Annotated in this window: 9 protein-coding genes; 4 read left to right on the plus strand and 5 right to left on the minus strand. The window is 57.3% G+C overall.

What is annotated here, in order from left to right; all coding sequences use genetic code 11:
* Window positions 1–3: 3 nt before the first annotated feature.
* The 4 genes from plsY to gltX are packed head-to-tail and all read right to left on the minus strand — an operon-like array spanning window position 4 to window position 4,274.
* The gene (plsY, locus tag FKW31_RS09285) at window positions 4–645 is read right to left on the minus strand and encodes a glycerol-3-phosphate 1-O-acyltransferase PlsY (RefSeq protein ID WP_089178743.1); all 642 of its coding nucleotides are present in this window, start codon (window positions 643–645) and stop codon (window positions 4–6) included.
* Window positions 645–1,937, minus strand: a complete 1,293-nt coding sequence (locus FKW31_RS09290; RefSeq protein ID WP_150178385.1) for a dihydroorotase family protein — start codon at window positions 1,935–1,937, stop codon at window positions 645–647. Before FKW31_RS09290 ends, plsY begins: the two co-directional genes overlap by 1 nt.
* Window positions 1,934–2,875, minus strand: a complete 942-nt coding sequence (locus tag FKW31_RS09295) for an aspartate carbamoyltransferase catalytic subunit (protein WP_035354029.1) — start codon at window positions 2,873–2,875, stop codon at window positions 1,934–1,936. The genes FKW31_RS09290 and FKW31_RS09295 overlap by 4 nt, the downstream gene beginning before the upstream one ends.
* Window positions 2,868–4,274, minus strand: coding sequence for a glutamate--tRNA ligase (gltX, locus tag FKW31_RS09300; RefSeq protein WP_035354241.1), 1,407 nt, complete (start codon window positions 4,272–4,274; stop codon window positions 2,868–2,870). Before gltX ends, FKW31_RS09295 begins: the two co-directional genes overlap by 8 nt.
* 38 nt (window positions 4,275–4,312) lie before the next feature.
* Here gltX and FKW31_RS09305 point away from each other — a divergent pair, with 38 nt between their 5' ends.
* Window positions 4,313–6,502 (plus strand): ComEC/Rec2 family competence protein, encoded by a 2,190-nt coding sequence (locus FKW31_RS09305; protein ID WP_150178386.1) that lies wholly within the window; start codon window positions 4,313–4,315, stop codon window positions 6,500–6,502.
* A gap of 11 nt (window positions 6,503–6,513) precedes the next feature.
* Here FKW31_RS09305 and FKW31_RS09310 read toward each other — a convergent pair whose 3' ends face one another.
* Window positions 6,514–6,852 carry a carboxymuconolactone decarboxylase family protein gene (locus FKW31_RS09310; protein ID WP_006116234.1) on the minus strand — a complete coding sequence of 113 codons (339 nt, stop codon included), beginning with the start codon at window positions 6,850–6,852 and terminating at the stop codon, window positions 6,514–6,516.
* Window positions 6,853–6,869: 17 nt separating this feature from the next.
* On the opposite strand from FKW31_RS09310, the gene zapE reads away from it, so the two are divergent.
* The 3 genes from zapE (at window position 6,870) to odhB (ending at window position 12,655) form a co-directional block, all read left to right on the plus strand.
* Window positions 6,870–8,219 carry a cell division protein ZapE gene (gene zapE / locus FKW31_RS09315; RefSeq protein WP_006116233.1) on the plus strand — a complete coding sequence of 450 codons (1,350 nt, stop codon included), beginning with the start codon at window positions 6,870–6,872 and terminating at the stop codon, window positions 8,217–8,219.
* 209 nt (window positions 8,220–8,428) lie between these two features.
* Complete coding sequence (locus FKW31_RS09320; RefSeq protein ID WP_063354873.1) at window positions 8,429–11,302, plus strand: 2-oxoglutarate dehydrogenase E1 component; 2,874 nt, start codon at window positions 8,429–8,431, stop codon at window positions 11,300–11,302.
* Window positions 11,303–11,413: 111 nt separating this feature from the next.
* Entirely contained in the window at window positions 11,414–12,655 is a 1,242-nt protein-coding gene (gene odhB / locus FKW31_RS09325; protein ID WP_063353745.1) for a 2-oxoglutarate dehydrogenase complex dihydrolipoyllysine-residue succinyltransferase, read from the plus strand.
* The last annotated feature ends 10 nt before the right edge of the window (window positions 12,656–12,665 follow it).

Below are 12,665 nucleotides of genomic sequence, written 5' to 3' on the forward strand. Positions count from 1 at the left end.
AGATCACGGCTTTTTCTCACCAATCCGCGGTTCTTTCCCGCTAAAAATGCGGACAATGTTTTCATGATGCCGCGCAATCACCAACACGCTGATCAGCACAGCAGCCAATGGCTTGGGGGAAGCATGAAAGGAAAAACCATAAAGTGCGAGCACCACCACCGGCATGATGATGAAGGCCGCTAAGGCACCGGCAGAGGAAATGCGTGTCAGCTTGGCAACACCCAGCCATGTGGCGCAGCCAGCCAGCCCGGTAAGCGGAGAAAGGGCCAGCATGGCGCCCAGCCCGGTTGCAACGCCTTTGCCGCCTTTGAACCCCAGAAAAATCGGGTAGCAATGGCCCACCACAGCGGCCAGTGCAGCCACGGTTACGGTGTTGTCTGAAAAATCAGGCGGCGTCATAATCCAGGCAATGGCGACTGCCAAAAAACCTTTGGCAGCATCCAGCAGCAGCGTTGCTGCTGCCAGATCCTTCCGGCCCGTGCGCAAGACATTGGTGGCCCCGATATTGCCGGAACCAATTTTGCGTAAATCTCCCGCACCAGCCAGATTGGTAAGGAGTAGCCCAAAGGGCACGCTGCCCAGCGTGTAGCCCATGAACGCCATGGCCGCGATAAGCTTTAAGGCATAAGGGGGCAGGGAGTCCATTATGCCTGCCCTGCCTCATAAACCCGGCGGCCTGCTTTCCATGTGCCAAGCACACGGCCTTCCAGCGGGCGACCATCAAAGGGTGTGTTTTGCGCCCGGCCCGGCAGTTTGCCAGCTTCCACCAGCCAGCTTTGTTCGGGATCGAACAAGCACAGATCAGCCGCAGCGCCAATGGCCAGCGTGCCGCATTCTGCACCCAGCAACTGTGCCGGGCGATGGGTTAGCAAAGAAAGAGCCTGAGGCAGTGTGAGCGTGCCATCATGCACCCGTGCCAGCGTAACCCCCAGAAGCGTTACCAAACCTGTGCCGCCGGTTGCGGCCTGCGCAAAGGGCAGGCGCTTGTCATCTGCATCACGCGGGAGGTGGTCTGAACCAATGGCGTCTATCGTGCCATCTGCCAGCGCGGCGCAAATGGCCAGCCGGTCTTCCTCGCTCCGCAATGGGGGAGAGAACTTGGCGTAGGTGCGGAAATCACCAATCGTGTTTTCGTTCAGGTCAAAATACGGGGGCGCGGTATCACAGGTTACATTCAACCCGCGTTCCTTGGCTTGGCGGATAAGGGCCACACCTTCACCGGTGGAAACATGGGCAAAATGCAGCCGCCCGCCCGTAAGTTCAGCCAGCCGCATATCCCGCGCAATCATAATGGCTTCTGCCGCTGCGGGAATACCGGGTAACCCCAGCCGTGTGGCCAAAGCCCCAGCAGTGGCGCAGCCAGAGCCTGCCAGCGAAGGTTCTTCAGGGTGCTGTACAATCATGGCCCCAAAGCCACTGGCGTAGGAAAGGGCCAGCCGCATTAACCGCGCGGGGTCTAGCGCACGTGCGCCATCTGTAAAGGCCACGGCTCCCGCTTCGTGCAGCAGGCCAATTTCGGCCAGTTCCTTGCCTTCGCACCCTTTGGTAAGGGCACCGTAGGGCAGAATGGTGATGGCTCCGGTTTCTTCCCCACGGGTGCGCAGCATACGCACAAGGGCCGGGTTATCTATGGCTGGTTTGCAGGTGGGCAGCACGGCAAGGGTGGTAATACCCCCGGCGGAAGCGGCCCGCGCGGCGGAGGAAACGGTTTCACGGTATTCATACCCCGGTTCACCAATTTCTACGCGCATATCTACAAGGCCGGGGCACAGCACAGCGTTTTTGCCATCAATAACGGTGGCTTCTTCCGGTGCGCCTTCGGCTCCGGCTTTATCTGTGCCAACAATAACGCCATCACGCACCAGCAGGCGACCGGGTTGATCCAACCCGGATGCGGGGTCTATCAGGCGGACGTTTTCAAATAAAAGGGTATTCATGCGGCGGGCCTGCTGCGGGTAAGGCGGTCCAGAACGGCCATGCGCACGGCAACGCCCATTTCAACCTGTTCCTGAATTACGCTCTGGTCAGAATCAGCGACAAGACTGTCTATTTCCACGCCGCGGTTCATGGGGCCGGGGTGCATTACCAGCGCATTCTTGCGGGCCAACTGCAACCGGCGCTGATCCAACCCGAAAAAGCGGAAATATTCACGCGCGCTGGGGATAAGGCCAGAGGACATGCGCTCACGCTGCAAGCGCAGCATCATCACCACATCCACATCTTGGAGGCCTTCTTCCATGTTGTGGAAGATATCCACCCCGCGTTGCTTCATGGCGCCGGGTACCAGTGTGGGTGGCCCAACAAGCCGCACCGTGCTGCCCATGCCTGTAAGCAAGAAGATGTTGGAGCGCGCCACGCGGGAATGGGCTACATCCCCACAAATGGCTACCTTTAGCCCGCCTAGTGTGCCCAAGTGGCGGCGAATTGTGAGCGCATCCAGCAGGGCCTGTGTGGGGTGCTCGTGCATGCCGTCACCCGCATTTACCACGCTGGCTTCCACCTTTTGCGCCAGCAGGGCCGGTGCGCCGGATTGAGCGTGGCGCACCACCAGCAGGTCTGTCCGCATGGCGTTAAGCGTGGCGGCGGTGTCCAGCAGGGTTTCACCCTTGTTCACAGAGGATTGGGCAACGGACATATTGATAACGTCCGCCCCCAAACGCTTGCCCGCCAGCTCAAAAGATGTGCGGGTGCGCGTGCTGTCCTCAAAGAACAGGTTGATAAGGGTACGCCCCCGCAGCACATCACGCGGCACCTTGCGGGAGCGGTTGAGCAGGGCATAGCTTTCGGCCAGATCCAGCAAAGGCTCAATCTGGTCGGGCGTCATGCCTTCCAGCCCGAGCAGATGCCGGGTGTGGCGGCCGGGAAAGCTAGCCATGCAGAACGGCTCCCAAACGGGCGAGGGTTTCATCCTTGCCCAGTGCTTGCAGGGTGGCATCAATGCCGGGGGATGTGTTGGAGCCTGTAACGGCGGCACGCACAGGCTGCGCTACTTTACCCAGCTTGAGTTCATGCTTTTCAGCAAAGTTGCGCAAGGTGGTATCAATGGCTTCTGGTGTAAAATCTGGCACGGCGGCCAAATCACGCGCCAGTTCACCCAGCATGGTGCGGGCTTCTGGCGTGAGCAGCTTTTGTGCTTTGTCATTGAATGCCAGCGGCACCTGACGGCCAAGGAAAGCCGCACTTTCTGCCAGTTCAACCAGCGTGCGTGCGCGTTCCTTCAACCCCGGCATCAGGGCAGCCACGCGGGCGCGGGTGGTTTCATCCACACTTACGCCGTCCATCTTTTTAAAGCGTTCCATCACATCGTTGGTCAGGCGTTCATCATCCGCCTGCCGCAGCCATACGGCGTTGATGTGCAGCAGCTTGGCATAATCCATGCGGGAAGGAGAGCGGCCAACGCCATCAATATCAAACAGCTTGATCTGCTCTTCTCTAGAGAGGATTTCTGCATCTCCATGCCCCCAGCCCAGACGCAACAGGTAGTTGCACAGGGCTTCGGGCAGGTAGCCCATTTCACGGAATTCCACCACAGACTGCGCGCCGTGGCGTTTAGAAAGTTTGGCGCCATCCGGGCCATGAATAAGCGGCAGATGCCCAAAGCGTGGCAGATCCCACCCCATGGCGCGGTAGATCATGGCTTGGCGGAAGGTGTTGGTTAAGTGGTCATCACCACGGATAACGTGGGTAATGGCCATATCGTGGTCATCCACCACAACGGCGTGCTGATAGGTGGGGGTGCCATCGGATCGCAGGATGATCATGTCATCCAGTTCGGCATTGGCAACGCGCACTTCACCCTGCACAAGGTCATGAATGGTGGCTTCCCCTTCACGCGGGGCTTTAATACGCACGGCAAAAGGTGCGCCAGCCGGAGCCTCGGAGGGGTCCCGATCCCGCCACATGCCGTTATAGCGTGGGGGCAGGCCTTTGGCCTTGGCATCCTCACGCATCTGGTGCAGCTCTTCCGGCGTGCAATAGCATTTATAGGCGAGGCCCTTTTCCAGCAGCTCAAGGGCAACTTCCCGGTGCCGCGCCTCACGCGAGGATTGGAAGACGGGTTCTTCATCCGGTTCAATCCCCATCCAGGCCAGACCGTCAAAAATAACGTCTACAGCCTGTTGGGTGGAACGCTCACGGTCGGTATCCTCAATACGCAGGAGGAACTCGCCGCCGTGATGACGGGCAAAGAGGAAATTGAACAGGGCTGCGCGGGCGTTGCCAATATGCAGCAGGCCTGTAGGACTCGGAGCGAAGCGTGTACGGATGGTGGTCATGGGGTGGTTCCATACCATGCGCGAGCGCAAGGAGCCATATGCCACGCTTGATGTTACACCTGCATTCTTTGCTTGTTCAGGAACAAAGGCGGCTGGTGTTGTGGGCACCGGTGGGCTTGGCGCTGGGTGCGGTGCTGTATTTTGGCCTGTTGCACACAGAACCCAACCTGCCGGTGGGGTTTGTGCTGCCGTGTGGTGTGGCTGTGCTGGCCAGTATTGCGGCATGGCGCAGGCGTTATTCGCTTTGGGGGCGTCTGCTCTGGGGCGGGTGCATAACTGTGGCTATTGGGTTTGCCGCGGCGTGGGGTGGCACGCACAGGCATACGCCTATGCCCGATTTACCCCGATTTGCCACAGAAATATCGGGCACAGTGCAGGCCATTGCCCTGTTGCCGCCAGAAGATGGCACGGATGCCCCGTTCCAGCGCAGAGTAGATCTGGCGCAGACCGTTTTTTACAATGCGTTGGATGATGGCATGCCGCCGCTGCGGCGCGTGCTTTCTGTGTATCTCCAACCCAATGATCCGGCTGCGCTGCGGGTGGGAGATCACCTTCGGGTTAAGGTTCTTTTGCAGCCCCCTCCATTTCCAGTGCTGCCCGGCGCGCGGGATAGACAGTTTGAGGCATGGTTTGCCAATCAGGCGGGAAGTGGCCGGGCTTTGGGGTTTGTGCAGCTTGTTGTGCCGGCACAAGGCCATAAGCTGCAATTGTGGTTTGAAAACCTGCGCGAACGCATAAATGCCCGCATCCATACCATTCTACCCGGCCCAGAAGGTGGTGTGGCTGCCACCGTGCTGGTGGGGGCTTCCGAAACTGTAGAAAAACAGTTGCGGGAAGATTTTGCAGCCTCTGGCTTGGCGCATCTTCTGGCTGTTGCAGGGCTGCATCTGGGTATTGTGATGGGCATTGTTATGGCCGCTAGCCGTCTGCTTTTGGCGACTACGGAATACACAGCCTTGCGCTGGCCCTGTAAGGCATTGGCCGCCTTTTGCGCATGGGATGTGGGGCTGGTTTATGTGCTGCTGACAGGGGCGCATCTGCCTGCCCAGCGCAGCCTGTTAATGGCCGCAGTTGCCGTGCTGGGCGTTGCGGCGGGGCGGCGTGTTGTTTCCATGCGCGGCTTGGCGGTGGCGGCCTGTGTGCTGGTGCTATGGATGCCGCAGGTGGTGATGGGTGTTGCGTTTCAGATGTCTATGGCGGCAGTGATGGCGCTGGTAGCCGGGTATGAGGTGTTGCAGCCAAAGCTTACGCGCTGGCGGGCCAGCACAACAGGGCTTGGGCACTGGCTGGCGTGGCATAGCGTTGTTTTGGCATTGACCAGCGTGCTGGCAGGATGTGCCACCTTACCGGTGGCTATGGCGCATTTTGGCGTTATTCAGCCATTTTTTGTGGTGGCCAATATGGTGGCTGTGCCGCTGATGGCTGTGTGGATTATGCCGCTTGGCTTAATTGCCCTCGCGTTTATGCCCCTCCACATGGATGCCCCGTTTTTATGGCTGCTGGGTGTGGGTATCCGCCCCGTTATATGGCTGGCGCATATGGTGGCGCATTGGCCTGCTGCGCGTGTGGTTGTGCCGCACATGCCGGGGTGGGGGCTTCTGGCCGTTATGTTGGGCCTGTGCTGGATATGTCTGTGGCGGCAGCGCTGGCGTTGGGCTGGGTGCGCTGGTTTGGTGCTGGGTATGGTAAGCCCGTGGCTTTTAGTGCAGCCAGATGTAATTATCAGCCCGGATGGTGGGTTGGTAGGGATAAGAGAGTCTGACAAAATATATGTCATGGGCCAATCCCGTGCAGCGCGGCCTGTTATGCAGGCATGGGGCCAATATTTTGCTCAACCCGTAGGCATATTTCCGCCGGAGGGAGAAACGCCCGACGGTGCCCTTACATGCGGAGCAGAAAACACGCCAGATACCTGCGTGGCGTTGCTGCATGGGCAGGATGTTGTAGTGCGCAGGCAGGATGCCTCGGATGGGCGTTTACTTCTGCCTATCGATATATGTACGGGTGCGGATGTGGTTATCAGCGTGGCACCCTTACGTGTTTCCTGTCTGAATGCGCCTATAAGGCTGGATCGGTTTTCAGCGTGGGAAAACGGGGCAGAAGCAATATTTTTGCATAAAAGCGGCAATGTGGTCAGAACAGACCGTGCATGGCGTGGGCAACGCCCTTGGATGTTAAAGCCCGGCGGCCACGGTATGCCTGTTCTGCCACTAGCACCTTCAGAATAAGCAAAAGGGGCTTATTCTGGCGTATCTTCAAACGCTTCCATCACGCGGCTGGAATAAACAAGGGCGGCCCCTGCATTTAGCGCCACGGCCACGCCAAGGGCTTCGGCTATTTCTTCCTTGGTTGCACCAGCTTTTTTGGCAGCGGCGGAGTGCACGGCAATACAGCCATCGCACCGGGTGGTAACAGCTACGGCCAGTGCAATCAGTTCACGCGTTTTATCATCCAGATGCTTTTTTTCTGGTAGGGGTGTTTCCAGCGTTTGCAGCCCTTTAAGAGTATTGGGTGTTAGGGACGCCAGCGTTTTGACATTCTGTGCCATGTTTGCACGGTAAGCATTCCAGTCTGTCATGATCGCCTCTCTGAATTATGTGGTCTAAACCGATCACAACTGCATCAGATGTGGCGCTTTTTGTCACGACACGGTTAGGAGAGGCTTGTACGCTTGCGGAAAGTGCGGTGGAGCCGTTATCGGGCAGGATTATGACACAGACAGACATGAACGGGGCATCGGCCGCAATACGGCTGGGGCCATTGGCAGTTTACCAGCAGCGTATTGCGGCAGGGGAACTGAAGAGTGATCCAGACCAGCTGCGCGTTGTAACGCGGCTGAACACCTTGTGGCAGGAGCTTGCTTCCATGCCCGCCACGGCTGCGCCGCCTCCTGTGGAAGGGATAGAAGGCAGAGCCAAGGGGCTTTTGGCTGGGTTGGCCCGCAGGCTGCGCCCGCAGGCAGATACGTTTGCCACCCGCCCGGCGCGCCCGCGTGGGCTGTATATTGTGGGCCGTGTGGGGCGCGGCAAAACCATGGTGATGGATCTGTTTTACGCCTGCGCACCCGTGCAAAAAAAGGAACGCATCCACTTTTTGCGCTTCATGCAGGATGTGCACCGTGATCTGCATGATCTTAAAGCCGCCAACCCCAATATGGCAGATCCCATTCCGCCTTTGGCCAAAACCATCGCCAGCAAGGCGCAGCTTCTGTGCTTTGATGAGTTTCAGGTGAATGACATTGCCGACGCCATGATTTTGGGGCGGCTGTTTGAGGCCTTGTTTGCTAATGGGGTGGTTATTGTTGCCACCTCCAACACAGATCCTTCGCAGTTGTTCCAGAACCGCCCCGGCGCAGATGCGTTTAAGCCGTTTATTGCCATTATCCAGCGCGAACTGGATACGATTGAGCTGGATTCGCAGCGTGATTATCGCCGTGGGCGCGAGCAAGACCGTGAAACATGGCTTGTGCCTGCGGATTCTCAGGCCAAAAGCAGGCTGGACAGAATTTTTGCCCGCTATGCAGCAGATGAAAAGCCCGGCCCGGTAGACCTAAAATTTAGTGGGCGCGTGTTTGAGGTGGATATGGCGGCAGGCCCGGTGTGCCGGTTTGATTTCAACTCTTTGTGTGGCAAACCGCGTGGGCCGAATGATTATCTGGCGCTGGCCAAGCGTTTTCCGGTGGTGATTGTCGATAACATTCCGTGCATGGGGCAGGATGATGCCAACCTTGCCCGGCGCTTCATCACGCTCATAGATGCCTTGTATGACAACGGAAATCTGCTGTTTGCCTCGGCTGATGCCCAGCCCGACCAGTTGTTTACAGATGGGGATGGTGCAGATGCGTTTGCCCGTACGGCATCACGTCTCGCTGAGATGGGAAGTGAAAGCTGGCTGGAGCATGGGGCGCAGGCTGCGCAACAGGCTCATAGCCTCTCTAGAGCGTGACATCCCACGCCCTTGTTCCCGCCACATACGCGGTCTAGCTCTTTGATGCAGAACAAGCCGGAAGCGGGATGGCTTTCCGGCAAAAAGGACACAGGGGACGCTCCGCGCTATGGGGCGGAGTGAAGAAAAAATGGTCCGGTTTACGGTGGAGAACAACGCAATATCTGGCCAACGGTGCGCATGTGCCCCGCGGCAAGGAGGAATGTGAGATGGCGGTTTCGGACGTACTGGCAACCGCTCTTAACGGTGCCAATATCGCTTACCTTGCGGATCTGTATGCCCAGTGGGCGAAGGATCCTAAAAGTGTAGATCCGTCCTTCGATATTCTGTTCAGCTCGCTGGGCGATGATGAAGCCGCAGTGCTGAAGGATGCCGTTGGAGCCTCTTGGGCGCCACGCCCTTCCATTATCACGGGGGATGAACCCGCACCCGCTCCAAAAGGAAAAGGTGGCCCGGCTGGTGGGTTGGCCGCGCAGGATAGCCTGGCCATTGCCCGGCTGATCCGTGCGTATCGTGAATACGGACATAAGGAAGCCTCGCTTGATCCGCTGGGCCTGAAGGTGCCGCATAAAACCGAAGAGCTGGATCCCGCATCATACGGTTTTGGTGAAAAAGACCTAAACCGCGAAGTGTTTATTGGATCACTGCTTGATCCGTTGCTCAAGGGCAAGAACACGGCCAAGGTTTCCGAGGTTATTGCGGCGCTGCGTTCTGTGTATTGCGAAAGCATTGGCGCGGAATACATGTATGCCCGTAACCATGAACAGCGCGAATGGCTGCGTAAGCGGTTGGAAGGCGATAACTGGCGCGCCCGCGTAACGGTGGAAGAGCAGAAGGTTATCCTAGCCAATCTGACCGAAGCAGAAGGGTTTGAAGCCTTCTGCCAGAAGCGCTACGTGGGTGCGAAGCGTTTTGGTTTGGAAGGGGGGGAAATCTCCATTCCTTCTCTGCACGCTATTATTGATTCCTGCGCCAGCCAGGGGGTGACATCCGTTGCCATCGGCATGGCGCATCGTGGCCGCCTGAACACGCTGGTGAACGTAGTGCGCAAGCCTTACGTGGCCATCTTTAACGAATTTGCTGGTGGTTCTTTCAAACCAGACAATGTTGAAGGTTCGGGTGACGTTAAATACCACCTTGGCTCCTCCACAGATGTGGATGTAGCAGGCAAGGCGGTGCATATCTCCCTCCAGCCCAACCCTTCCCATCTGGAAGCGGTTGATCCGGTTGTGTGCGGTAAGGTGCGCGCCATTCAGGATGATGCGGGCGATACAGAAAAACGCCTGTCCAGCCTTGGCGTTATCATCCACGGTGATGCGGCATTTGCCGGGCAGGGTATTGTTTACGAAACCTTTGCTATGTCCCAACTGCCGGGCTACCGCACCGGCGGCACCATCCATATGGTGGTGAACAACCAGATTGGCTTTACCACCAATCCAGAATGTGGGCATTCGGGCGTTTACGGCACCGATGTTGCAAAATCCATTGAAGCCCCCGTGCTTCATGTTAATGGTGATGATGCCGAGGCGGTCATTTACGTCTCCCGCCTTGCTGCGGATTATCGTCAGGCTTTTGCAAGCGACATTGTGCTGGATATCATCTGCTATCGCCGCCACGGGCATAACGAAACGGATGAGCCCGTCTTTACGCAGCCGGTGATGTACAAAGCCATTGCCGCGCATGATACGCCACATACGCTTTATGCAAAACACCTTGTAAAAGCAGGCGTTGTGACGGATGACGAAGTGAAGGCCCAGTGGGATGCCTTCCACGCCAAGCTGGATGAAGATTACAAGGCTGCTCAGTCTTATAAGGTCAACAAGGCAGACTGGCTGGAAGGTGGCTGGAAAGGCCTTGTGGCTGCCGGGCATGATCCGGAACGCGCCTTCCCTGAAACAGGTGTTGCACTGGATGCGCTGCGCAAGATTGGCGAAGCCATTACAAAAGTGCCAGAAGGCTTCAACCTGAATTCCAAAATTGCCCGCCAGCTTAAGGCCAAGGCAAATATGTTCAGCACGGGTGAAGGGTTTGACTGGGCAACTGGTGAGGCTCTGGGCTTTGGCTCTCTGCTGCTGGATGGCCACCGTGTGCGTCTTTCTGGTGAGGATTGCCAGCGTGGCACGTTTAGCCAGCGTCATGCCGTGTGGACGGATCAGGTCAACCAGACACCATTTACGCCGCTAAACCACATTCAGGACAAGCAGGCGCAAATCGAAATCTGGAACTCGCTTCTTTCAGAATACGGCGTGCTTGGGTTTGAATACGGATATTCCGTGCGCAACCCGCAAACGCTGGTGCTGTGGGAAGCCCAGTTTGGTGATTTTGCCAACTGTGCTCAGGTAATTATCGATCAGTTTATTGCTTCGGGGGAAACCAAGTGGCTGCGTATGTCCGGTTTGGTCATGCTGCTGCCGCATGGTTACGAAGGGCAGGGGCCGGAACATTCTTCTGCCCGTCTGGAACGGTATCTTCAGCTTTGCGCTGAAAATAACATGTTTGTTTGCAACATCACCACGCCAGCAAACTACTTCCATGCTCTGCGCCGCCAGCTTAAATTGGATTACCGCAAGCCGATGATCCTGATGGAACCGAAATCTCTGCTGCGGCACAAACTTGCTGTTTCCGCACTGGCAGATTTTGGGCCGGGCACACGCTTTAAACCCGTTATTGGCGAAATTGATGATCTGGGTGCCGATAACAAGGTGCGCCGCGTGGTGATCTGCTCTGGCAAGGTCTATTACGATCTGCTGGCCGAACGCCGGGAAAAAGGCATTAAGGATGTTGCCATCCTGCGTCTGGAACAACTCTACCCCTTCCCGGAAGCAGCCCTAGCCGCCGAACTTAAGCGCTATCCTGAAGCAGACATTGTCTGGTGTCAGGAAGAAACGGAAAACGGTGGTGCATGGCATTTTGCAGACAGGCGGATTGAAGCAGCCCTTGTTGCCGCAGGCCATAAGGCAGGCCGCCCGCAATATGTGGGCCGTGCAGCAGCAGCCAGCCCGGCCACCGGCCTTGCCCGTATTCATGCGGCAGAGCAGGCAGACTTGGTTGAACGCGCATTAGGGCTGAAAAAGTCTGGCTGAACCGGATTAGGCTGAATTGAAGAAAACGGCCCGCAAATACGGGCGCACCCCCGGCGCCATTGCCAAAAATTAAAATGGCGCCGGGGATTTGAAGAAAAGATGGGGAACAGGATGTCTGTCGAGATCAAGGTGCCGACACTGGGCGAAAGCGTAACCACAGCAACCGTGGCCAAGTGGCTGAAGCAGCCGGGCGAAGCGGTGCAGGCAGATGAACCGATTGTTGAGCTGGAAACAGATAAGGTGAGCGTAGAAGTTTCTGCGCCGCAGGCTGGTATTCTGGGCCCGCAGGCTGCCAAGGAAGATCAGGAAGTAGAAGTGGGCGCACTGCTAACCACTCTGGAACCCGGTAAGGCCGGTGCGGCACCAGCAGCCAAAGCCGCTGCCCCGGAAAAGAAAGCAGAACCCGTAGCTGCGGCTGCTCCGGCAAAAGCCGCAGCGCCAGCTCCTAAGGCCGCCGCACCTGCGCCAGCAGTAGATGCCGGTGCCGCTCTGCCAGCAGCCCGCAAGATGATGGCTGAAAACGGCCTGAGCGCACAGCAGCTTGCAGGCACAGGCCTTGGTGGCCGTATTACCAAGGGTGATGTGTTGGGCTTTTTGGCTAACCCACAGGCTGCAACACCAGCCGCTGCCCCCAAGCCGCCGCGTAATGATGACCCGCGTGAAGAACGCGTGAAAATGACACGCCTGCGCCGCACCATTGCCCGCCGCCTGAAGGAGGCACAAAACACGGCGGCCATGCTGACAACGTTTAATGAAATCGACATGTCCGGCGCTATGGCGCTGCGTGCCGAATATCAGGACTCGTTTGTTAAAAAGCACGGTGTCAAGTTGGGCTATATGTCCATCTTCTCCCGCGCTGTTGTGGCAGCCCTGAAAGAATTCCCGGCCATTAACGCAGAAATCGATGGTGATGACGTTATCTACCGTGATTTCGTAAACCTCGGTATTGCCGTGGGTGGGCCAAATGGGCTGGTGGTGCCGGTTATCCGTGATGCCGACAAAATGGGCTATGCCGAAATTGAAAAAACCATTGCAGGTTTTGGCAAGGCAGCGCGTGAAGGTACGCTTAAGCTGGATCAACTTTCTGGCGGCACCTTCTCCATCACCAATGGCGGTATTTACGGTTCTCTGCTGTCCACCCCCATCCTGAACGCACCGCAGTCTGGTATTCTGGGCATGCACTCCATTCAGGAACGCCCGGTGGCAGTGAACGGGCAGGTGGTGATCCGCCCGATGATGTATATTGCCCTTTCTTATGATCACCGCATTGTAGATGGCAAGGAAGCCGTTAGCTTCCTTGTGCGGGTGAAGCAGAACGTAGAAGACCCGCGCCGCCTTCTGATTGAAGTTTGATAGCGTGGTT

The organism is Acetobacter sp. DmW_136, from assembly GCF_008690365.1.
GTDB lineage: Bacteria > Pseudomonadota > Alphaproteobacteria > Acetobacterales > Acetobacteraceae > Acetobacter > Acetobacter oryzifermentans.